This window comes from Pseudomonas cerasi (assembly GCF_900074915.1).
Taxonomy (GTDB): Bacteria; Pseudomonadota; Gammaproteobacteria; order Pseudomonadales; family Pseudomonadaceae; genus Aquipseudomonas; species Aquipseudomonas cerasi.
This window is the reverse complement of record NZ_LT222319.1, coordinates 1,485,738-1,508,060: the sequence shown is the minus strand read 5'-3', so window position 1 is coordinate 1,508,060 and position 22,323 is coordinate 1,485,738. Positions and strand designations below refer to the sequence as shown.

General features: G+C 59.0%; 19 protein-coding genes, 2 tRNA genes and 1 pseudogene. 14 read left to right on the top strand and 8 right to left on the bottom strand.

What is annotated here, in order from left to right:
- Positions 1 to 24: 24 nt before the first annotated feature.
- Entirely contained in the window at positions 25 to 981 is a 957-nt protein-coding gene (locus tag PCPL58_RS09305) for a hypothetical protein (RefSeq protein WP_003433321.1), read from the top strand.
- Between the two features lie 48 nt (positions 982 to 1,029).
- Here the strand turns inward: PCPL58_RS09305 and dinB are convergent, their stop codons facing one another.
- Positions 1,030 to 2,091 carry a DNA polymerase IV gene (gene dinB / locus PCPL58_RS09300; protein WP_003364753.1) on the bottom strand — a complete coding sequence of 354 codons (1,062 nt, stop codon included), beginning with the start codon at positions 2,089 to 2,091 and terminating at the stop codon, positions 1,030 to 1,032.
- Positions 2,092 to 2,352: 261 nt separating this feature from the next.
- Here dinB and PCPL58_RS09295 point away from each other — a divergent pair.
- The 4 genes and pseudogenes from PCPL58_RS09295 to PCPL58_RS09280 all read left to right on the top strand — a co-directional run bounded on the left by PCPL58_RS09295 (position 2,353) and on the right by PCPL58_RS09280 (position 7,131).
- Positions 2,353 to 2,429, top strand: a tRNA-Met gene (locus PCPL58_RS09295).
- A gap of 299 nt (positions 2,430 to 2,728) precedes the next feature.
- Positions 2,729 to 2,805, top strand: a tRNA-Met gene (locus tag PCPL58_RS09290).
- A gap of 374 nt (positions 2,806 to 3,179) precedes the next feature.
- Positions 3,180 to 5,797, top strand: a pseudogene (gene mprF, locus PCPL58_RS09285) (bifunctional lysylphosphatidylglycerol flippase/synthetase MprF).
- A complete protein-coding gene (locus tag PCPL58_RS09280) occupies positions 5,797 to 7,131 on the top strand; it encodes a virulence factor family protein (RefSeq protein WP_060708787.1) in 1,335 nt (444 codons plus the stop codon). The pseudogene mprF and the gene PCPL58_RS09280 overlap by 1 nt, the downstream one beginning before the upstream one ends.
- 87 nt (positions 7,132 to 7,218) lie before the next feature.
- On the opposite strand, the gene PCPL58_RS09275 is transcribed toward PCPL58_RS09280, so the two are convergent.
- On the bottom strand, positions 7,219 to 9,114 hold the full coding sequence (locus PCPL58_RS09275; RefSeq protein ID WP_003433327.1) for a potassium transporter Kup: 1,896 nt from the start codon (positions 9,112 to 9,114) through the stop codon (positions 7,219 to 7,221).
- Positions 9,115 to 9,447: 333 nt separating this feature from the next.
- On the opposite strand from PCPL58_RS09275, the gene PCPL58_RS09270 reads away from it, so the two are divergent.
- From PCPL58_RS09270 to tsaA, 6 genes are all read left to right on the top strand, one after another.
- The gene (locus tag PCPL58_RS09270; protein ID WP_065349280.1) at positions 9,448 to 10,539 is read left to right on the top strand and encodes a catalase family protein; all 1,092 of its coding nucleotides are present in this window, start codon (positions 9,448 to 9,450) and stop codon (positions 10,537 to 10,539) included.
- Positions 10,540 to 10,851: 312 nt separating this feature from the next.
- The gene (gene rimO, locus PCPL58_RS09260; RefSeq protein WP_003433328.1) at positions 10,852 to 12,195 is read left to right on the top strand and encodes a 30S ribosomal protein S12 methylthiotransferase RimO; all 1,344 of its coding nucleotides are present in this window, start codon (positions 10,852 to 10,854) and stop codon (positions 12,193 to 12,195) included.
- A gap of 102 nt (positions 12,196 to 12,297) precedes the next feature.
- A complete protein-coding gene (locus PCPL58_RS09255) occupies positions 12,298 to 12,738 on the top strand; it encodes a GNAT family N-acetyltransferase (protein ID WP_003364766.1) in 441 nt (146 codons plus the stop codon).
- Positions 12,739 to 12,830: 92 nt separating this feature from the next.
- The gene (locus PCPL58_RS09250; protein ID WP_044309269.1) at positions 12,831 to 13,541 is read left to right on the top strand and encodes an rRNA pseudouridine synthase; all 711 of its coding nucleotides are present in this window, start codon (positions 12,831 to 12,833) and stop codon (positions 13,539 to 13,541) included.
- Between the two features lie 79 nt (positions 13,542 to 13,620).
- Positions 13,621 to 14,082, top strand: a complete 462-nt coding sequence (locus PCPL58_RS09245) for a YehS family protein (protein WP_003433332.1) — start codon at positions 13,621 to 13,623, stop codon at positions 14,080 to 14,082.
- A gap of 10 nt (positions 14,083 to 14,092) precedes the next feature.
- Positions 14,093 to 14,785, top strand: coding sequence for a tRNA (N6-threonylcarbamoyladenosine(37)-N6)-methyltransferase TrmO (gene tsaA / locus PCPL58_RS09240; RefSeq protein ID WP_065349278.1), 693 nt, complete (start codon positions 14,093 to 14,095; stop codon positions 14,783 to 14,785).
- Between the two features lie 96 nt (positions 14,786 to 14,881).
- Here tsaA and fpr read toward each other — a convergent pair whose 3' ends face one another.
- A complete protein-coding gene (fpr, locus tag PCPL58_RS09235; RefSeq protein WP_002554680.1) occupies positions 14,882 to 15,661 on the bottom strand; it encodes a ferredoxin-NADP reductase in 780 nt (259 codons plus the stop codon).
- A 123-nt stretch (positions 15,662 to 15,784) separates the two neighbouring features.
- On the opposite strand from fpr, the gene PCPL58_RS09230 reads away from it, so the two are divergent.
- The gene (locus PCPL58_RS09230; protein WP_003339525.1) at positions 15,785 to 16,711 is read left to right on the top strand and encodes a LysR family transcriptional regulator; all 927 of its coding nucleotides are present in this window, start codon (positions 15,785 to 15,787) and stop codon (positions 16,709 to 16,711) included.
- A 20-nt stretch (positions 16,712 to 16,731) separates the two neighbouring features.
- Here PCPL58_RS09230 and PCPL58_RS09225 read toward each other — a convergent pair whose 3' ends face one another.
- The 3 genes from PCPL58_RS09225 to PCPL58_RS09215 all read right to left on the bottom strand — a co-directional run bounded on the left by PCPL58_RS09225 (position 16,732) and on the right by PCPL58_RS09215 (position 18,781).
- Entirely contained in the window at positions 16,732 to 17,097 is a 366-nt protein-coding gene (locus PCPL58_RS09225; protein WP_003364775.1) for a diacylglycerol kinase, read from the bottom strand.
- 81 nt (positions 17,098 to 17,178) lie between these two features.
- Positions 17,179 to 17,826 (bottom strand): response regulator transcription factor ErdR, encoded by a 648-nt coding sequence (erdR, locus tag PCPL58_RS09220; protein WP_003433336.1) that lies wholly within the window; start codon positions 17,824 to 17,826, stop codon positions 17,179 to 17,181.
- A gap of 244 nt (positions 17,827 to 18,070) precedes the next feature.
- On the bottom strand, positions 18,071 to 18,781 hold the full coding sequence (locus PCPL58_RS09215; protein ID WP_003433338.1) for a tRNA-uridine aminocarboxypropyltransferase: 711 nt from the start codon (positions 18,779 to 18,781) through the stop codon (positions 18,071 to 18,073).
- A 254-nt stretch (positions 18,782 to 19,035) separates the two neighbouring features.
- Between PCPL58_RS09215 and PCPL58_RS09210 the strand changes: the two genes are divergently transcribed.
- Both PCPL58_RS09210 and PCPL58_RS09205 read left to right on the top strand, forming a co-directional pair.
- Entirely contained in the window at positions 19,036 to 19,452 is a 417-nt protein-coding gene (locus PCPL58_RS09210; protein ID WP_003364781.1) for a quorum-sensing-regulated virulence factor family protein, read from the top strand.
- 192 nt (positions 19,453 to 19,644) lie between these two features.
- On the top strand, positions 19,645 to 20,757 hold the full coding sequence (locus tag PCPL58_RS09205; RefSeq protein WP_065349277.1) for an LOG family protein: 1,113 nt from the start codon (positions 19,645 to 19,647) through the stop codon (positions 20,755 to 20,757).
- A gap of 13 nt (positions 20,758 to 20,770) precedes the next feature.
- Here PCPL58_RS09205 and recX read toward each other — a convergent pair whose 3' ends face one another.
- Positions 20,771 to 21,238, bottom strand: coding sequence for a recombination regulator RecX (gene recX, locus PCPL58_RS09200; RefSeq protein ID WP_065349276.1), 468 nt, complete (start codon positions 21,236 to 21,238; stop codon positions 20,771 to 20,773).
- 5 nt (positions 21,239 to 21,243) lie between these two features.
- Positions 21,244 to 22,308: a recombinase RecA gene (gene recA, locus PCPL58_RS09195; protein WP_002554688.1), complete on the bottom strand. Its 1,065-nt coding sequence runs from the start codon at positions 22,306 to 22,308 to the stop codon at positions 21,244 to 21,246.
- Between the last annotated feature and the right edge of the window lie 15 nt (positions 22,309 to 22,323).

The following is a 22,323-nucleotide window of genomic DNA, read 5'->3' as shown; positions in this document are numbered from 1 at the left end:
CGCCCAATCCGCATCAGAGATCCCATGCTCAAACGAAGCACCTTAAGCCTCGGCAGCGCCGTTCTGTGCGGCTCATTTCTCGTCGGCGGCTGTGCCAACCAGCTCTCTCAGCGCAGCGAGCACGAGGAGCGAGTCGAACGCAAACTGCTCGAACATACCCTGCAAGTCGATATCGGCGAACCCAAGACACTGGAGTTGCCGCAACGCCGCGTGCGGATTCACGAGCACAAATCGTTCGAGGTCACCGACTTTGAAGTCACTCGACACTATGACCGCTACACGCCTTACCAACCGTGGCGGGAGGTCTACGAGATCCCGCTCGGCGCGATAGCGGTTGTCGCAGGTGTCGGGGCCAACGTGGTCAACGTGTTTGCGCTGGGCAATTTGCCGGAAAGCATGACCAAGGACTGGATTCACTATGGCGTGGCAGGTCTGAACCCGTTCATGAATGCCCCGTCCCACGGTCGCGCCGAGCAGAATCTGGCGAGCATCGACGAGGTTCAGAAGGACAAGCGGATCGAGAACTCCACCCTGCCCTGGAATGAACGCCCGGTGATGGTCAAGGCTGGCAATGAAACTCACGAAATGAGCACTGACCGCAACGGCATCCTGCGCCTGAACCTGCTGGACAGCCCGTTTGCGGAACAGGACCTGAGCCGCATCACGCGCATCTATATCAATGTCGAAGACGATCAGGACAGCGCGCACGCGAACGCCAGTTTGCCAATCAGCCACTCGCTACGCGGCAAGTTGCTGGAGGCGCACGCCCTGATCTACGACGACCTGGAAGATGACGAGGTCAGCCAGTGGGTGCATCGCGTCAAACGTCTTTCTGACATGGGGCTGGAAGAAGAAGCCAGCGAGCTGGAACAGAGCCTGATCGAACTGACGCGCAACGATCCGCAGTTGCAGGGTGAGTTTCTCAAGTCTCTCGCCAGAGACGCTGGCCGCCTGGTCGCCGTTCCTGCCCAGAGTCAGTAGCAAGAACCCGTAACATGAAAGGCCGCGGCGTATAACCGCGGCCAGTCATTATCGAGAGAACAATTCCAGTTGCTCATGGGCTGCACGCAGATCGTGCAAACGTACGCCTATGCCCAGCAAGCGGACCGGCTTGCCACCACGGGCGAACGCCTGAGCCAGCAACTGTTCATAGCTGCCCAGATCCCTGCCGGCTCCGGACTGCTCCAGAGTCGTCTGCGTAAAGTCGTGAAACTTCACTTTGACGAACGGCTTGCCGGGCCGGTACTGCCCTTCCATTCTGGCCATGCGGCCACTCAACGTTTCCAGCAGGTCCGGCAGCTTTTCCAGGCAGGCCGCCAGATCGGGCAGATCCGTGTCGTAGGTATTTTCAACGCTGACTGACTGACGTCGGCTGTCATTCTGCACGGGGCGGTCATCGATCCCGTGCGCCAGACTCCAGAGGCGCTCGCCAAAGCTGCCGAATTCCCGGACCAGCGCGAGCTTGCTGCGGCTTCGCAGGTCGGCGCAGTCGACGATACCCAGCCGGCCGAGCTTGTCTGCGGTGACTTTTCCGACGCCGTGAAGCTTGGTGACCGGCAAGGAAGCGACGAAATCCTCGACCTGATCCGGTGTGATGACGAACAACCCGTTGGGCTTTTTCCAGTCGCTGGCGATCTTGGCGAGAAACTTGTTGGGCGCAACGCCCGCCGACACAGTGATGTGCAACTGATTCGAGACCCTGCGACGGATGTCCTGCGCGATGCGCGTGGCACTGCCGGAAAAATGCCCGGCCTCGGACACATCCAGAAAGGCCTCATCCAGAGACAACGGCTCTATAAGGTCGGTGTAATCGCGAAAGATCGTGTGGATTTCCCGCGATGCTTCTTTATAAGCATCCATGCGCGGCTTGACGATGGTCAGGTCCGGGCAGAGTTTGAGCGCATGCCGGGACGACATGGCCGAACGCACCCCATAGGCGCGCGCCTCGTAATTACAGGTCGCAATCACCCCGCGCCGCTCCGCAGAGCCGCCTACCGCCAGCGGCTTGCCAGCGAGGTCGGGCTCGTCACGCATTTCAATGGCTGCATAAAAGCAGTCACAGTCGATGTGGATGATTTTGCGCTGCGTCATGACCTGATGGGATTTTGCAATCAATGGCCGCGCAGTATCTCATTCGTACCGCCAAGTAACATCCAATGATGCGAAAGGTCGCCATGAAAAGTAGTCAAAAGCCCATCACGCATGACCGAAAAAGCCGCAAAGCCCCGTCATGCAAGCGCCGATGCCGTGCAGACCGATCATTTGGATCCGCTAAGCATTTGAAGAAAAAGCACTTTTTTAAAACTAACCATTGACACCTCGCCATCTCTCTGTAGAATGCCGCCACACAGACGCGGGATGGAGCAGTCTGGTAGCTCGTCGGGCTCATAACCCGAAGGTCGTCGGTTCAAATCCGGCTCCCGCAACCAAACATCAAGAAAGGCTACTCGAAAGAGTGGCCTTTTTTGTGCGCGCCTGAAAAGCACCCTTCTAAGGCCTGGACATGGACCATTCCTCGCGCAGATATAGATCGCTCCCGGCGACCTGCGGCAAATCCTGACCAAAGGCCTTACGCTTTCCTGATAATGCCCCACGCAAGCGCGCAGCCCTGAAAACTGCGCATCCGAACCCAATCGTGCAAAATCTGCACAATCTGCTACTCATTTGCAGGCTTTCCGGATTAAGGGTTGACACATCGGCGTTCGGCTGTAGAATGCCGCCACACAGACGCGGGATGGAGCAGTCTGGTAGCTCGTCGGGCTCATAACCCGAAGGTCGTCGGTTCAAATCCGGCTCCCGCAACCAAACATCAAGAAAGGCTACTCGAAAGAGTGGCCTTTTTTGTTTCCGGTAAAAAAGCAGTGCGGGCAACGGATAACTGTCTGACAAAAAAGACTATTTCCAAAGCCCTTTGAAACCCTATCATCACATCTGTAACGTAATGCGTGCATTTACGACAGTTTTTGCGTGCGCTGCCGATAGGTGTTACTAAGCTGAATCACGACTGAACCGTAGCTGAACAGCATCACCCGGCTCGATTCGCTATTCGCTCGTTAGACGTTGACGCGCTAACATCCTGAAATATTTTCTGCGTAGGGATTGGTAACTTGGCTGCATACCTCCATCCTGTCGCGCACGATCCAAGGAGTGATTGATGCGCGACAACATGTCCGATTCCAATGAAACCATTGATGCAGAGCAACCCATCAGCCCACCGCGCCATAACTGGCGGGAGCTGCTGAGCAAATACCGACAGCCCATCGGGCTGGCAGTGATGCTGCTGTTGTTCAGCCTGGCCCTTATAGCCTGCCGCCACATGCTGGTCGAAATGGACTGGTATGCGCTGCACGACTCGCTGTTCGCAGTCCCCCTGCCCGCCCTGGGCGGTGCGCTGCTCGCGGCAATCGTCGGCTATATCATCCTGATGGGCTATGAACTGTCGGCCAGTCGCTATGCCAATGTCGACCTGCCCATCAAGACGCTGCTTCTCGGCGGCTTCACCTCATTTGCCATCGGCAATGCGGTCGGCCTGTCGATGCTGTCCGGTGGCTCGGTGCGCTACAGGCTTTATTCACGCCACGGCGTAGGCGCAATCGAAATTGCCCGCATGACCGTGTTCGCCAGCCTGTCACTGGGTTGTGCGCTGCCGCCGCTGGCTGCACTGGCCACGTTGAGCAACCTTTCAGGCGCGTCACTGGCACTCAAGCTTCCCGTCGACGTGCTGGCTGTCGTCGCCACAGCAGTTTTGATCGGCAGCCTGCTGCTGGCGGTGTTTGTCTACCGTCGCCGCCTGCCGGAACAGGACATCCCGCACAATATTCTGGTTCGTCTCGGTCGTCGTACCTTGCGCCTGCCGGATTTGAAGCTGACGCTGATCCAGCTGGTGATCACCGCGCTGGATGTCGCCGCCGCAGCGATGGTCCTGTACCTCCTGCTGCCGCACGCGCCGCCGCTGGGTGCATTCATCCTTATCTATCTGCTGGCCCTCGCTGCTGGCGTACTCAGCCATGTGCCTGGCGGCGTCGGTGTGTTCGAAGCGATTCTGCTCGCAGCCTTTGCCAACGAACTGGGTGCCGCCCCGCTCGCCGCTGCGCTGCTGCTGTACCGCCTGATCTACGTGATCCTGCCGCTGCTGCTGGCCTGTCTTACCCTGCTGTTTACCGAAGCCCAACGTCTGCTGCCGACCCGGCAGGCCATGCGCGTCGCCTCAGGGCTGGCGGCACCGATTCTGGCACTACTGGTTTTCTTGTCGGGGGTGGTGCTGCTCTTCTCTGGTGCCACCCCTGAAATCGATACCCGTCTGGAAAACGTCGGCTTCATGATCCCGCATCGACTGATCTATGCGTCGCACTTCGGTGCCAGTCTGGTGGGCGTACTGTGCCTGTTGCTTGCCCAGGGCCTGCGTCGGCGACTGTCGGCCGCATGGATGCTGACTTCTATTTTGCTGCTGGTCGGTGCAGTGCTGTCGATACTCAAAGGCTTCGACTGGGAAGAAGCCAGCATGCTGCTGCTGACCGCCTGCCTGCTGCTGACCTTCCGCCGCTCGTTCTACCGTCCAAGCCGCCTGCTGGAGCTGCCGTTCTCGCCGGTCTACCTGATTGCCAGCATTTGTGTGGTCGGTGCCTCGATCTGGCTGCTGCTGTTCGCCTATCAGGACGTGCCCTACAGTCACCAGTTGTGGTGGCAGTTCACCCTCGATGCAGACGCCCCGCGCGGCCTGCGTTCGGCGCTGGGCAGCGCAGTACTGCTGGTGGTGGTTTCGCTGACCTGGTTGCTGCGTACTGCCAGGCCGGTCATCAAGCTGCCCGACGCAGCAGATCTGGACAAGGCGGCCGAGATCCTCAAGGCATCCAAACAGCCGGATGGCGGCCTGGTGCTGACCGGCGACAAGGCGATCCTGTTTCATCCGGCCGGCAATGCATTCCTGATGTACTCGCATCGCGGCCGCAGTCTGGTGGCGCTTTACGATCCGATCGGCCCTACACAGCAGCGTGCCGAGCTGATCTGGCAATTCCGCGATCTGTGCGACGTGCACCATGCACGTCCGGTGTTCTACCAGGTACGTGCAGAAAACCTGCCGTTCTACATGGACATCGGTCTCACCGCCATCAAGCTGGGTGAAGAAGCGCGCGTCGACCTGCGGCGCTTCGACATCGACGCCAAGGGCAAGGAGATGAAGGACCTGCGTTACACCTGGAACCGGGGTGGCCGCGATGGTCTTTCGCTGGAAATCTACGAACCGGGCCAGGCGCCGATCGACGAGCTGAAAGTGATTTCCGACGCCTGGCTGACGGGCAAGAATGTCCGTGAAAAAGGCTTCTCCCTGGGCCGCTTCAGCACCGAGTACCTAAAGTACTTCCGCATTGCCATCGTGCACTTTCAGGGCAAGCCGGTCGCGTTCTCCAACCTGCTGGAAACCACCAGCCCGGAACTGGCCAGCCTTGACCTGATGCGCTCTCACCCGGATGCGCCCAAGCTGACCATGGAGTTCATGATGGTCGGCCTGATTCTGCATTACAAAGCCCAGGGCTATGCGCGCTTCAGCCTGGGCATGGTGCCTTTGTCGGGTCTGCAGCCACGACGCGGTGCACCCATCACCCAGCGTCTGGGTTCGATGATCTTCCGCCGTGGCGAACAGCTGTACAACTTCCAGGGGCTGCGTCGCTTCAAGGACAAGTTCCAGCCTGACTGGGAACCTCGTTATATGGCCGTGCCTGCCGGACTTGATCCGCTCGTGGCACTGGCTGACACCGCCGCCCTGATTGCGGGCGGCCTGACTGGATTGGTGAAACGCTGATGATTCGACGCTCCTGGCGCCTTTTGCTCGCAGCTCTGGTAATTGTTCTTTTAATCGTAGCGCTGGGAGTCTGGGTCTGGACCCGCCCCGCCCCGCCCGCATCACTGGAACACTCGAACCTTGACGGTGGCGCGCCGCTGACCAGCGTAACACCGGCCACCAGCATCAAGACCCGTATCGCACTGGCCGTTACCGCTGAAGACATGTTGACCGACAAACAATTGCTGGCGATCAGCAAGGATGCGTCAGCACGCATCATTCAGGTGGTGTTGCCCAAGGACGACTGCGTCCTGCAGCAGAAGACCTTCCAGGACGCTCTGGCGAAGCTCGACGGCCCGGCAAAGGTCGTCGGTGGCATAGGCCCTGGTGCAACGCTGGCCTGGCGCTGGCTGGCCGGACAGACCGATGACAAGGCGCAGGCCATTTCCGTAGGTTTTGCGCTTGAACATGCCTCGAACCCGCCGCCTGTTGTGGAAGAGGATGAAAAGCCACCACAGATCTGTGACGTGCCACTGCCACAAAAGGCTGAGCACGGGCACTGGCTGGCCGCCTGGAATGACGCGCCGGATGATCCGAGCGCAGCGTTCGTGCGCGACCAGACCAACGCCGACACCAGCATCAGCGACTACGACATTCCGCTGCCTCAGGTGCTCAATACCGAACTTCGTCATCTGCTGCTCGGCGAGAATGACAGCGGCGGACTGGGCATACCAACGGTCGAAGTCCCGGCCAGCCAGCCGTCTGACACGGTGACGCTGTTCATGTCCGGTGACGGCGGATGGCGCGACCTGGACAAGGTCGTGGCTGGCGACATGGCCAAGATGGGCTACCCGGTGGTCGGCATCGATGTGCTGCGCTACTACTGGGAACACAAGACGCCGGAACAGACCGCCGTCGACCTCACCGACCTGATGAACCACTACCGTCAGAAATGGGGCACCAAGCGCTTCATCCTGGCTGGCTACTCGTTCGGTGCGGACGTTATGCCAGCCATCTACAATCGCCTGGCCGTAGACGATCAGAACCGGGTTGACGCAATCATTCTGCTGGCCTTCGCGCGCACTGGCAGCTTCGAGATTCACGTTGACGGCTGGCTCGGTAACGCAGGCAAGGAAGCCACCACCGGACAGGAAATGGCCAAGCTGCCAGCCGCCAAGGTGTTCTGCGTTTACGGCGTAGAAGAGAAGAAAGACAGCGGTTGCACCGACACCACCGCCGTTGGCGAAGCGGTTCAGTTACCAGGCGGTCATCACTTCGATGAAGACTACCCGGCACTGGCCAAACGTCTGATCGACGCGATCAACAAGCGTCAGGGCAAGACTACCGCTCAGTAACGCTGCAGTCTGCGACCCAAAAAAATCCCGGCACCGTGAGGTTGCCGGGATTTTTTTATCTGCGCTGCCGGACAACCCGGACAACGTTTACATCTCCACTTGCGTACCCAGCTCGATCACCCGGTTGAACGGCAGCTTGAAGAAGCGCAAGTTGCCGTTGGCGTTCTTGAGCATGAAGGCGAACAACGCTTCACGCCAACGCGCCATGCCATCCATCTTGGACGGGATCACCGTCTCGCGGCTGAGGAAGTACGTGGTGCGCATCGGACTGAAGTCCAGCTCCGGCAAGTGACACAAGGCCAGCGCAGCCGGCACATCGGGCTCATCGATAAAGCCGAAGTGCAGGATCACCCTATAGAAGCCTTCGCCATAGGATTCCACTTCGAAGCGCTGAGCGGACGGTACACGCGGCGAATCTTCATACACCACCGTCAACAGCACCACTTGTTCATGCAACACCTGGTTGTGCAGCATATTGTGCAACAGCGCATGGGGCACGGCATCCGAACGCGCCGTCAGGAACACTGCCGTGCCCTGCACCCGATGCGGGGGCTGGACGCGAATACTGCCGATGAAGATCGGCAATGGCAGGCCGCCCTCGTCGATTCGCTCCGCGAGCAATTGCTTGCCGCGCTTCCAGGTGGTCATGAGAATAAACAGCACCGCACCCGCCAGCACCGGGAAGGCCCCGCCCTGGAAGATCTTCGGCACGTTGGCCGCGAAGAACAGACCGTCCACCAGCAGCAGGCAGATCAGCAATGGAACGGCCAGCAATGGCGGCCATTTCCAGAGCATCAGCATGACCGTCGACACCAGAATGGTGGTGCAGAGCATGGTCCCGGTCACCGCCACGCCGTAGGCGGACGCCAGCGCGCCAGACGATTCGAAGCCGATCACCAGCAGAATCACGCCCGCCATCAGCGCCCAGTTGACGGCACCGATATAGATCTGGCCTTGCGCGTCGCTGGAGGTGTGCTGGATGTGCATGCGCGGAATGTAGCCCAACTGGATCGCCTGCAGCGTCATCGAGAAGGCACCGGAGATCACCGCTTGCGAGGCAATGATGGTCGCCATCGTCGACAGACCGATCAGTGGCAGCAGCGCCCAGCCCGGCGCCAGCAGGTAGAACGGGTTACGAACCGTTTCAGGATTGCCCAGCACCAGCGCACCCTGACCGAAATAGTTGAGCAGCAACGCAGGCAGCACGAGGATGAACCAGGCACGTGAAATCGGCTTGCGGCCAAAGTGACCCATGTCGGCATACAGCGCCTCGGCCCCCGTCAGGGCGAGCACCACAGCACCCAGAATGGCCACACCAATGCCCGGATGAATGATGAAGAAATTCACACCCCATGCCGGATTGACCGCTTTCAGCACTTCCGGCGACTGCATGATGCCATAGACACCCAGCGCACCGAGCACCAGAAACCAGGTCACCATCACCGGGCCGAACAGCACGCCGATGCGCGCGGTGCCATGACGCTGAATCAGAAACAGGCCCACCAGCACCACCAGCGCCATAGGCACGATCCAGTGATCGAGGCCATCGAACGCCAGTTCAAGCCCTTCCATCGCCGACAACACCGAAACTGCCGGGGTGATCATGCTGTCACCGTAGAACAATGCGGCGCCGAACAGTCCGAACACCACCATCATCATTTGCAGGCGGGGATGCTTGGCCGACGCACGCCGCGCCAGGGCCATCAGCGCCATGATGCCGCCCTCGCCCTGGTTATCGGCACGCAGGACGAACGCCATGTATTTGAAGGAAACCACCCAGATCAGCGACCAGAAGATCAGCGACAGTACCCCGAGAATCGCATCATGGGTCACTTCCACGCCGTATCCCCCCTGAAACACCTCCTTGAGGGTGTACAGCGGACTGGTGCCGATGTCGCCGTAAACCACCCCGACTGCGGCGATCAGCAGTCCGATGGGCTTGGCAGCGCCTCCGGCCTCCGCATGACTGTTTGCTTGACTCATCCACTACTCCCGGAAACCAGACATGAGGTTCAACACTGAGAACATCACAAGGCGTAACAATTCAGATTCAGCCAGACATTGACATGCCTCGGCGCGATGGCGCGAAGCATAACGCAGCACTCGTCGTAATTCTTGGTGAAACGCAGATGGTTATATCGATCCGGCCTGCCACCACGCCTTGATCACGGCCCCTTGAAGCAGTTTTTCGAAGCAACATTTCTCATGGAACGACAAAAATATCGGCCGGTCATTACTTAAGCCTGCCGCATCAGGGGTCTTCAAGAACCGCATCGACGCCAGGGCACCCTGATCCCCTCCCACCGAGATGCTCTGATGACCACACAAAACCTGACTGTCCAGCCGTTACCCTTCCAGCCCTCATTTGAAGTCGTTCCGGACGATGAAGCGCAGACCAGCAAAGAGCTGGTCGAAGCCATGCATTCCATCCTCGAGACCACGTATCAAGACACGGGGCACGCCATTCGCAGTGTGCACGCCAAGGCTCACGGCTTGCTTCACGGTCAGATTCAGGTCTACGGCGACCTGCCCGAGCCGTTGGCCCAGGGTGCCTTTGCCAGGCCCGGCAACTTCCCGGTCGTCATGCGCTTCTCGACCAACCCGGGCGACATTCTCGACGACAAGGTATCCACGCCCAGAGGCCTGGCCATCAAACTGGTCGGCGTCGAAGGCGCGCGCTTGCCTGGCAGCGCAGAGGCAACCACTCAGGATTTCGTCATGCAAAACGCCAAGGCCTTTACCGCCAAGGACCCCAAGGCCTTCCTGAAGACCTTGAAGTTGCTGGCCAAAACGACCGACAAGGCTCCGGGCATGAAACGTGCGTCGTCTGCCGTCCTGCGCGGCATTGAGTCGGTGATCGAGTCTGCAGGGGGCGAAAGTGGCACACTGAGAAGTCTCGGCGGGCACCCGATGACCCACATCCTCGGCGAGACGTTCTACACCGTCGTGCCTTTTCTATATGGCCCCTACTACGCCAAGCTCAGCGTCGTGCCCGTCTCCGCCGAGCTGATTGCGCTGACCGACAAGGCGCTGGACCTCAAAGACAATCCGGACGGTCTGCGCGAAGCGGTCAAAGCGTTTTTTCTTGAACACGACGCCAGCTGGGAAGTCCGCGTTCAGCTGGCCACGGACCTGGAAAAAATGCCGATCGAGGACGCCTCGGCGATCTGGCCGGAAGACCTCAGCCCCTACGTCACCGTCGCTCGCATCGATGTGCCCCGCCAGTCGTCGTGGTCCGAGCAAAACGTTCAGGAAATTGACGAAGCCATGGCATTCAGCCCGTGGCACGGCCTTGAGGCGCATCGTCCATTGGGCGGCGTCATGCGCGTGCGCAAACCGGCCTATGAACACTCGGCGGGCTTTCGCAGTCAGCACAACGGCTGCCCGATGCACGAACCGCGGCGCTGAGAACATGTGAAAGTCAGTCCAGGCCTATCCATGCGGGCCTGGACTGCATTCAAAAATGTCTCAGTCGCACGCTGCAACCTCGTCCATGCCCCTCAATACACTGCGTGCACCGAAGCTACTGTCGATCATGATGCGATCGAATGGGTGGGCGCTGGCCCCGGCTGCGTCTCGCGTACGTCGTAATTCTCATGCAAACGCTGGTCATCCTGTCCACTCACCGCTAGAATTGCGCACTTTTTGATCAGAGGCGCAGCAAGCGCCCAGTCAGCGCCTGCGCTTCGCGTCCGGGTGCCCTTCACGCCGAGGTTTGCCATGTCCACCGTCACCACGCCGTCCGCCCCCAAGGTTGGATTCGTTTCACTGGGTTGCCCAAAGGCACTCGTTGACTCTGAACGCATCCTGACCCAACTGCGCATGGAAGGTTACGAAGTCGTTGCGACCTACGAGGACGCCGACGTGGTGGTGGTCAACACCTGTGGCTTCATCGATACGGCCAAGGCCGAGTCGCTGGAAGTGATCGGCGAAGCCATCAAGGAAAACGGCAAGGTCATCGTTACCGGCTGCATGGGCGTCGACGCCAATGTCATCCGCGACGTACACCCCAGCGTGCTGTCGGTGACCGGCCCGCAGCAATATGAACAGGTGGTCAACGCGGTGCACGACGTAGTGCCGCCCCGTCAGGATCACAATCCGCTGATCGATCTGGTGCCGCCACAAGGTGTCAAACTGACCCCGCGTCACTACGCGTATCTGAAAATTTCCGAAGGCTGCAACCACAGTTGCAGCTTCTGCATCATCCCGTCGATGCGCGGCAAGCTGGTCAGCCGCCCGGTGGGCGATGTGCTGGACGAGGCCAAGCGCCTGGTAAAATCCGGCGTGAAGGAACTGCTGGTCATTTCCCAGGACACCAGCGCCTATGGCGTTGACGTCAAATACCGTACCGGTTTCTGGGACGGTCAGCCGGTCAAGACCCGCATGACCGAGCTGTGCCAGGCGCTGGGCTCGATGGGCGTCTGGGTGCGCTTGCACTATGTCTACCCGTACCCGCACGTCGACGAACTGATCCCGTTGATGGCCGCTGGCAAGATCCTGCCGTACCTGGACATCCCGTTCCAGCACGCCAGCCCGAAAATCCTCAAGCTGATGAAGCGTCCGGCCTTCGAAGACAAGACGCTGGCACGCATCAAGAACTGGCGTGAGCAGTGTCCTGACTTGATCATCCGTTCGACCTTCATCGTCGGCTTTCCCGGCGAAACCGAAGAAGACTTCCAGTACCTGCTGGACTGGCTTACCGAAGCGCAGCTGGACCGGGTTGGCTGCTTCCAGTACTCGCCGGTTGAAGGCGCGCCCGCCAATCTGCTGGACGCGGCCATCGTGCCGGACGACGTCAAGCAGGATCGCTGGGATCGTTTCATGGCTCATCAGCAGGCAATCAGCGCTGCGCGCCTGCAGATGAAGATCGGCAAGGAAATCGAAGTGCTGATCGACGAAGTCGACGATCGTGGTGCCGTGGGCCGCTGCTTCTTCGACGCCCCGGAAATCGACGGCAACGTGTTCATCGGCCTGGAAGACGGCAGTACCGTTCAGCCCGGCGACAAGATCATGTGCCGGGTGACCGATGCCGACGAATACGACCTGTGGGCCGAGATGCTCTAAGCGCTCGCCCTGGTTGCAAACGAAAGCCCTGCCCTTTAACCGGCAGGGCTTTTTTGTCTCCGGCTGTTGTCTATCCAGGACCAGCTGAAAGGAGGACGCGAGATGCCGCTGTATACACCGGATACCCACGATTACCCGGAATTGACCGAGGTATGGGAACGCTCGGTGCGCGCGACCCATGACTTTCTGCCAGACGCCTACATCACCCGGCTCAAGGGGCTGCTGCCGCAGTATCTGGGCAGTGTGACCCTGTTCTGTACCCGGGATGAACAGCTCAACATCACCGGCTTTGCGGGCACGCGCAAGACCAGTCTGGATATTCTGTTCATCGACCCGGACCATCGCGGCCAGACGCTGGGCACGCAGTTGCTGGCTCATGCAATCGAGCAGTTCAATATCCGTGAACTGGACGTCAACGAGCAGAATACGCAGGCGTTGGGGTTTTACCGCAGGCATGGTTTCGAGGTTGTCAGCCGCTCTGAAGTCGATGGCCTGGGCCAGCCTTACCCCATGCTCAGAATGCGCCTGATCGATCGTCAATGACATCGATTGCAACGCAGATGCAATGTTGCCGCGATTAACCGTCGCCAGACGGTTACAATGGCGACTTTATTTTAGCAAACGGCTTTTTTGTCATGACAGACCCCATTCGCCTTTCCAAACGCCTAATCGAGCTGGTCGGTTGCTCCCGCCGGGAGGCCGAGCTGTTTATCGAGGGCGGCTGGGTCACGGTGGACGGCGAGGTCATCGAAGAACCGCACTTCAAGGTCAGCACCCAGAAAATCGAACTCAGCCCGGACGCCAAGGCCGACGCCCCGGAGCCGGTGACGATCATCCTGCACAAACCCGCCTCGGCAAGCGCCGAAGAGGCTTTGCAGATGATCACTCCGGGCACGCTTTCCGTAGAGCACAGCTACAGCAAGCGTCCGCTCAAGGGCCACTTCATGCGCCTTGAGGCGATTTCAAGCCTGCAGGCCAACGCCAGCGGCTTGATGGTGTTCAGCCAGGACTGGAAGATCCTGCGCAAGCTCACCGATGACCGCAGCAAGATCGAGCAGGAATACGTGGTGGAGATCTCGGGCGAGATGGTTGCTCATGGCCTCAACCGGCTGAACCACGGCCTGACTTACAAAGGCAAGGAGCTGCCGGCCGTGAAAGCCAGCTGGCAGAACGAGAACCGCCTGCGCTTTGCGATGAAAAATCCGCAGCCCGGCATCATCGCCCTGCTGTGCGAGGCCGTCGGCCTGAAGATCGTCGCCATCCGCCGTATCCGTATTGGCGGCGTGTCCATGGGCAAACTGCCCGAGGGCCAGTGGCGCTACATGACGACCAAGGAAAAGTTCTGACCCTCGCGCCACCCACCTTATTACAGCGCGCATGACCACCGTCATGCGCTGCCCTACGACTTATCAGGAACCACGCCTCATGATGAACAACGACGTACTGCGCAGCGTGCGCTACATGCTCGATATCAGCGACAGCAAGATTGTCGAGATCACCGCACTGACCGGTTTTGAAGTGTCGAAAAGCGATGTCATCGCGTTCATGAAAAAAGAGGAAGAAGAAGGCTACCTGGATTGCAGCGATGAAATCATGGCGCACTTCCTTGATGGCCTGGTCTACTTCAAGCGTGGCAAGGACGAAAGCCGTCCGCCACAGCCGATCGATTTGCCGATCACCAACAATATCGTCCTGAAAAAACTGCGCGTGGCGTTCGAACTGAAAGAAGATGACATGCACGCCATCCTCAAATCAGTCGACTTCCCGGTCTCCAAGCCAGAACTGAGCGCCCTGTTCCGCAAGGTCGGACACACCAACTACCGCGCCTGTGGCGATCAACTGCTGCGCAATTTCCTCAAGGGCCTGACCCTGCGCGTGCGTGGCTGAACCTGCCACGATGAGCTACAAGGTCTCCCCTGTCGGCTTCGTGCGCTCCTGCTTCAAGGAGAAATTCGCCATCCCTCGCCAGCCACAACTGGCCCCGGCGGCCCGCGGAGTGCTGGAGTTGGTGGCACCGTTCGATCAGGGTGAAGCGGTTCAGGGGCTGGAACAGGTCAGTCACGTCTGGCTGCTGTTTCTGTTCCACCTGGCGCTGGAAGACAAGCCACGCCTGAAGGTGCGCCCGCCGCGCCTGGGTGGCAACCAGTCGATGGGCGTGTTCGCTACCCGCGCAACCCATCGTCCCAATGGCATCGGCCAGTCGGTGGTCAAGCTGGACAAGGTCGAGCCTGGGCGGCTCTGGCTGTCCGGCATCGACCTGCTGGATGGCACGCCGGTGCTGGACATCAAGCCCTACGTACCCTACGCCGATGCAATTGGCGGTGCGACCAACTGCATCGCCAGTGCTGCGCCAGCCCTGATACCGGTGCACTGGCAAGACGCCGCGCTGCAACAGGCTCGCGAACACGCGCTGCGCCTGAATGAGCCGCTGGTCGAACTGATCGAGCAGTGTCTGGCCCAAGACCCGCGCCCGGCCTATCAACTGCCCACGCCGGAACGTCGCTATGGTGCTCAGTTCTGGGATCTGGACGTGCGTTGGCACTACCCGCAAGCGGGTGTGATTTGCGTGCTGGAAGTGCTGCTCGCCTGAAGCTGCTGCTTGCCTAAACTGATCGAGGCGACAAATCCCGCGCAACAAAAACCCGCCTGATCCAGTCAAGGACGAGGCGGGTCTTGTGCAGCCGGTTTACTTCTCGACGAAAGCACGCTCGATCAGATAGTCGCCCGGCTCGCGCATACGCGGCGATACGGTCAGGCCGAAGCTATTGAGCACTTCACTGGTCTCGTCGAGCATGCTTGGGCTGCCGCACAACATGGCACGGTCGTCCTGCGGGTTGATCGGCGGCAGGCCGATGTCGCTGAACAGCTTGCCGCTGCGCATCAGGTCGGTAAGACGACCTTCGTTCTCGAAGGGCTCGCGGGTGACCGTCGGGTAGTAGATCAACTTGTCACGCAGCGCTTCACCGAAAAATTCATTCTGCGGCAGATGCTCGGTGATGAATTCGCGATAGGCGACTTCGTTCACGTAACGCACGCCGTGGCAGAGGATGACCTTCTCGAAACGCTCGTAGGTTTCGGGATCCTGGATGACACTCATGAACGGCGCAAGGCCGGTGCCAGTGCTCAGCAGGTAAAGATGCTTGCCCGGCTTGAGGTCGTCCAGCACCAGCGTACCCGTAGGCTTCTTGCTGATGATGATTTCGTCACCTTCCTTGAGGTGCTGCAACTGGGAGGTCAGCGGGCCGTCCGGCACCTTGATGCTGAAGAATTCCAGATGCTCTTCCCAGTTCGGGCTGGCAATCGAATAAGCACGCATGAGCGGACGACCGTTTGGCTGCTGCAGACCGATCATCACGAACTGACCATTCTCGAAACGCAAACCAGGGTCGCGGGTGCACTTGAAACTGAAGAGGGTGTCGTTCCAGTGGTGGACGCTGAGGACACGCTCGTGGTTCATGTTGCTCATGTACGTGAGGACTCCTGAAAAAATAGTGCGCGCAGAAGCACTGCGCTATTGCGCGACATTCTAGTGGCAGACACAATATCTGTTAAATGAATTATCAAGATATAGGTTATCGGTTATATAGATATGCGATTTACTCTCCGTCAGCTCCAGGTATTTGTGGCCGTCGCCCGGCAGGAAAGCGTCTCCAAAGCCGCGGTACTGCTTTCGCTTTCGCAGTCGGCTGCCAGCACCTCCATCACCGAGCTGGAGCGCCAATCGAGCTGCCAGCTGTTTGACCGCGCCGGCAAGCGGCTCAGCCTCAACGCCACTGGCAGGCAATTGCTGCCGCAAGCCGTCGCACTGCTCGATCAAGCCAAGGAAATCGAAGACCTGCTCAATGGCAAATCAGGCTTCGGCTCACTGGCGGTCGGAGCCACGCTGACGATCGGCAATTACCTCGCAACCCTGCTGATAGGCGGCTACATGCAGCGCCACCCGGAAAGCCAGGTCAAGCTGCATGTCCAGAACACCGCGCATATCGTGCAACAGGTCGCTCACTACGAGATCGATCTGGGCCTCATCGAAGGCGATTGCAGCCACCCGGATATCGAAGTGCAATCCTGGGTCGAAGACGAACTTGTGGTGTTCTGTGCCCCGCAGCATCCGCTGGCCAAACGCGCTCAGGTAACGCTGGAAGAGTTGACCCACGAAGCCTGGATCCTTCGGGAACAAGGCTCGGGCACGCGCTTGACGTTCGATCAGGCGATGCGTCATCACCGTAACGGGCTGAATGTCCGGCTGGAGCTTGAGCACACCGAAGCGATCAAACGTGCAGTCGAATCCGGGCTGGGCATTGGCTGCATCTCCAGACTGGCGCTGCGCGATGCCTTTCGTCGCGGCAATCTGGTGGAGCTGGCCACGCCCGAGCTGGACCTGGCCAGGCAGTTCTATTTCATCTGGCACAAACAGAAATACCAGACCTCAGCCATGCGCGAGTTTCTTGAGCTGTGCCGCGCATTCACCGCCGGAGTTCAGCGCAGCGACGAAATCGTGCTGCCAAGCCTGTATTGACGCGTCTGTATCGAAAGGCATCAGCCCAGCAGAATGATTGCCCACACCAGACCGATCATGCTCAGAGCGATGAACTGGGCAGCGCTGCCCATGTCCTTGGCGTTCTTGGACAGCGGGTGCAGGTCCAGCGAGATGCGGTCAATGGCCGCCTCTACGGCCGAGTTGAGCAGCTCGACGATCAGCGCCAGCAGGCACACGGCAACCAGCAGGGCATGCTCACCCTTGCTGACGTGCAGAAAAAACGACAGCGGGACCAGAACCACGTTGAGCAGTACCAACTGACGGAAAGCCGCTTCACCTTTGAAGGCAGCGCATAAACCGTCCAGTGAATAACCTGCGGCATTAAGAATACGTTTCAGACCGGTTTGGCCTTTGAAGGGCGACATAGAGAGGCTGCTGTGTAAAAAGATGAGGAAAGCTAAGGCAATAAAGGTCAAAAAAGCGTGAATACTGGAACCTGAAAGCCGTCAGCTGGACGAAATGGACTCAAGCTGCTGTAACAACAATGCTGCCTGGGTGCGCGTGCGTACGCCAAGCTTGCGGAAAATCGCCGTGACATGAGCCTTGATGGTGGCTTCGGACACGCTGAGTTCGGAAGCAATCTGCTTGTTCAGCAAGCCTTCACAAACCATCGTCAACACTCGAAACTGCTGCGGCGTCAGGCTGGCAAGGCCTGCGCTGGCAGCCTTTGCCTCGTCTGAAACACTGATCACTTCATTGACCTGCGGTGGCCACCAGACGTCACCATCGAGCACCGTGCGTACCGCCTGCTGAATGACTTCCAGCGAGCTGGATTTGGGAATGAAGCCACTGGCACCAAACTCTCTGGAGCGCACCACGATGGAGGCTTCTTCCTGCGCCGAGACCATCACCACCGGTATCTGCGGGTACTGGCCACGCAACAAGACCAGCCCGGAGAAGCCATAGGCCCCTGGCATGTTCAGGTCCAGCAGAACCAGATCCCAATCAGCCTTCTCCGCCAGGCGCGACTCAAGCTGGGCAATGCTTTCTGCCTCGACCAGCCGTGCGTCAGGCCCCAGACCGATGCTCAGCGCCTGATGCAGCGCACTGCGAAACAGGGGATGATCATCGGCGATCAGGATATCGTAGGTCATGTAATGATCCTGTTTTTATAGTGAGGGACCGACGAATCGGCCACCCAGCGAGGCTGGCGAACGCGCAGTGCGCAACCCAAAACGGGCGCCGGCGCAATGCCAGACCAGATGAATCGGCTTCCAGGCGGCGCCAAGCATGCCCAGCATGGCCATGACGGTCAAGCACGAAGCGTCGATACCCGAGAACATAGATGGCAATTAGCCAAACCAGTGGACTTCGGCAGCCCCTTGTTATGAACAGCCTTCAAATGAACGCTTTCAAATGGGTATGCGCCACGTCGTCGGGATCAATCGGATTCTGATACTTGGCGCCCAGATAATGAGCGCTGAACACGTCCAGATAAGCATCCAGCACTCCGCTGGCGCTGGCATCACCGGCCAGCTCCAGACACAGGGCGGCCACTTCCGCCGTGCAGAAGTGATCGTCGCGCCTTGATCGACGCAAACGGTAGCGCGAGATCTGCTCGGGCTCCAGACTCAATACTGGAAAACGCTCCAGATAAGGGCTCTTGCGAAACATCTTGCGTGCTTCGGTCCAGGTGGCATCCAGCAGAATGAACAGCGGGCGCTTGCCATCCAGGCGCGAAACCTTATTCACCACGCGGTCCTCGGCAACAAACTCACCGGGAAAAACGATGTAAGGCTGCCACTGCGGGTCATCCAGCAAGGCGAGCAATTGCTCATCGACCTCTATCCGCGACCAGAGAAAGGCATGAGTGTCCTTGATGACGTCGGCGATCAGCCAGCCGGTGTTGGTCGGTTTCAAGGGCTCGGTGTCATACATCAGCAGGCAGATGCCTGACTCGGCAGCGACGCTGGGTCGCCATTCGCACAGGCAATAGCTGGAAATCACCCGGCAATCCGGGCAGCGCGGCGCGCGCGAGCCTCGGGCAATAAAAGGCCTGGTACTGCGGGCCAGGCGCTCATCGCGCAGGCGGGAAACGGCATGGCTCATTACAGGACACGCCTGCGGGGGAAAGACATCGACACCACAAAGACTCGGCAGGATTAAAGTCCGCGCAGTTTATCAGAGCCCCGGCACTTCAACGCGCTTTCGGTCCGCAGGCCTGTTTTCGTACAGAGCCTAGGCCCGATGAAGGCTCCTGCTCTATACTGCTGCGGCATCGCACCCCGCGCTATCGGTGGGCTGCCCGGAACGCACTTTGAAGTCGCTGGTCCAACGGCCAGTTACTTAACCAGGAGAGTTTAATGCTGCGCCTTATCGTACCCACCCTTACGCTTTTGCTCGTTGCTCCACTGTGCGCCCAGGCGGCGTCGAAACAGGAGTTCGAACTCAGCAAGATGCTGGAAAAAGTCGCTAAGGAAAGCAGTGTCGGCACGCCGAGAGCGATCAACGAAGACATCCTCGATCAGGGCTACACCGTCACCGGCAACCAGTTGATTAACCACTTGAGCGTTCGTGAAGGCCAGGCTCAGCAGATGCGCGCCAATCCGGACGTGATGCGCAACCAGTTGGGCAACAGCGTTTGCCACAACAATGGTTTCCGCCAGTTGATGACCAAGGGTGCCGTCCTCAAGTATCAGTTCACTGAGTACAAGACCAACCGCCCGGTTGCGACGCAAACCTTTCAGGCTTCCGACTGCACTGTAAAACCCAAGCAATAAGCCATATCCGACATGTAACCTCCCCCGCGCGCCTGTCCCTCAGGCGCGTCAGTCGAGCAACTCTCAAGACTTCCTGCAACTAATCCACCCTGGCAATGAACAGGGAATGGGTAGCCTTTCGCTGCAAACCGGGACATCATCGATTCAACACGCCCCATCGGGCCATTGATCCAGCAGGAGGAAAAATCCCGAATGCCGTATGTACCTGACGATCTTCTATCCCGACACTTCCAACGCGACGGTCTCGACCTGACCAGCCAGATTGAAGAGCACATCAATGAGGTGGCTCCGGGCACGAAAAACCTGCCGCTGTACCGCGACATGATGCTCACGGTGTTGCGCATGGCCCAGGATGACCGCAACCGCTGGGACGTCAAGATAACGCTGCAAACCCTGCGCGAACTGGACAAGGCCTTTCGGGTGCTCGAGCGTTTCAAGGGCCGCCGCAAAGTCACTGTATTCGGCTCCGCTCGCACACCGACGGAGCATCCGCTGTACGCACAGGCCAGAGAGCTGGGTGAAAAGCTGGCCCGCTCCGACATGATGGTCATCACCGGCGCAGGCGGCGGCATCATGGCGGCAGCCCATGCCGGTGCAGGCTTGAAACACAGCCTTGGGTTCAACATTACCCTGCCCTTCGAACAGCACGCCAATCCGACAGTTGAGGGCAGCGAAAACCTGCTGCCCTTTCACTTCTTCTTTACGCGCAAGCTGTTCTTCGTCAAGGAAGCCGACGCGCTGGTGCTATGCCCCGGCGGCTTCGGAACTCTGGATGAAGCCCTGGAAGTGCTGACATTGATACAAACCGGCAAAAGCCCGTTGGTGCCTGTTGTATTGCTGGATACGCCTGGCGGAAGTTTCTGGCAAGGTGCACTGGACTTCATCAAGCATCAGTTGCAGGACAATCACTACATTTTGCCAGCCGACATGAAGCTGATGAGACTGGTTTACAGCGCCGATGAAGCGGTGGAAGAGATCAACCGGTTTTATGCGAACTTCCATTCCAGCCGCTGGCTGAAAAACAAGTTCGTGATCCGTATGCATCATGCGCTGAACGAACAGGCCCTGGAGCACATGCAGGAAGCGTTCGCTGACCTGTGCATCAATGAAAACTTTCATCAGCACAGTTATCAGGGCGAAGAGCACGATGAAGCGCAATTCAGTCACCTGACACGACTGGCGTTCACCTTCACAGGACGCAATCAGGGCAGGCTTCGGGAACTGGTGGATTACATCAATCAACAGGAAAACTGGGAAGACGCTTCAGTGACAAGGGACGCAGCTCGGAATCGGGCGCCACAGTAAGCGCCCGGATATATCAGTCATCCCCGCCACGGCCGCTTAACAAGCGGCCGATCATTTCCAGCGGATAGCCGCGATAACTCAGAAAACGCCCCTGCTTGGCCCGCTCGCGCGCATCGACAGGCAGGGCACCGGCAAACTTGCGCTGCCAGAGCTCGTGAAGCTTCTCCTGCCAATCAACGCCGCACTCCCTGAGCGCCTGCTCAATGTCGGCACGTTGCAAGCCTCGCTGACCCAGCTCTTCGCGAATACGAACAGGACCGTAGCCCGAACGTGCCCGGTAAGAAACGAAGCTTTCGAGGTAACGGGATTCAGAGAGCAGACCTTCCTCGACCAGACGATCAAGGGCTGCATCGATAAGCTCGGGGGGAGCGCCGCGCTGACGCAGTTTACGCGTCAGCTCGACTCGACCGTGCTCGCGACGTGCGAGCAGGTCCATTGCAGTGCGCCGGATGGCGACGGGTGTATCGAGTACGGCAGGCATGGCTATCAGATATCGACATCTGCTTCAGACATATCATCGGCAGCCACTGCTTCACGTGAGCCGACAGCCTTGGTATCGACGCCAGGGGTCAGCAACTTGTCGCGGATCTGCTTCTCGAGCGCTTTGCAGATTTCCGGGTTATCTGCCAGGAACTTGGCCGAGTTGGCCTTACCCTGACCGATCTTGCTGCCCTGGTAGCTGTACCAGGCGCCGGACTTCTCGACAAAACCATGCAGAACGGCCAGATCGACGATTTCGCCATTCAGGTAGATACCCTTGCCGTAGAGAATCTGGAACTCGGCCTGACGGAACGGCGGAGCCACCTTGTTCTTCACGACCTTGACGCGGGTTTCGCTGCCGACAACTTCATCACCTTCCTTGACCGCGCCTGTACGGCGGATGTCCAGACGTACCGAAGCGTAGAACTTCAGCGCGTTACCACCGGTAGTGGTTTCCGGGCTGCCAAACATCACGCCGATCTTCATGCGGATCTGGTTGATGAAGATCACCAGGCAATTGGCGTTCTTGATGTTACCGGTGATCTTGCGCAGCGCCTGCGACATCAGACGTGCCTGCAGACCCACGTGCATATCACCCATTTCGCCTTCGATCTCTGCCTTAGGCACCAGCGCAGCAACGGAGTCGACCACGATCACGTCGATGGCATTGGAGCGCACCAGCATGTCGGTGATTTCCAGCGCCTGCTCACCGGTGTCCGGCTGCGAAACCAGCAGGTCGTCGACGTTGACGCCCAGCTTGCCGGCGTATTCCGGATCCAGTGCGTGCTCGGCGTCGACAAAGGCACAGGTAGCGCCCATTTTCTGGGCCTGAGCGATGACCGACAGCGTCAGTGTGGTTTTACCGGAAGACTCAGGACCGTAGATTTCCACGATCCGGCCTTTCGGCAGACCGCCAATACCGAGTGCGATATCCAGACCCAGCGAACCGGTGGAGATGGCAGGGATCGCCTGGCGATCATGATCGCCCATGCGCATCACGGCGCCTTTACCGAACTGACGCTCGATCTGACCCAAGGCCGCAGCCAAGGCTTTCTTCTTGTTGTCGTCCATTGAAGTCCTCACGTA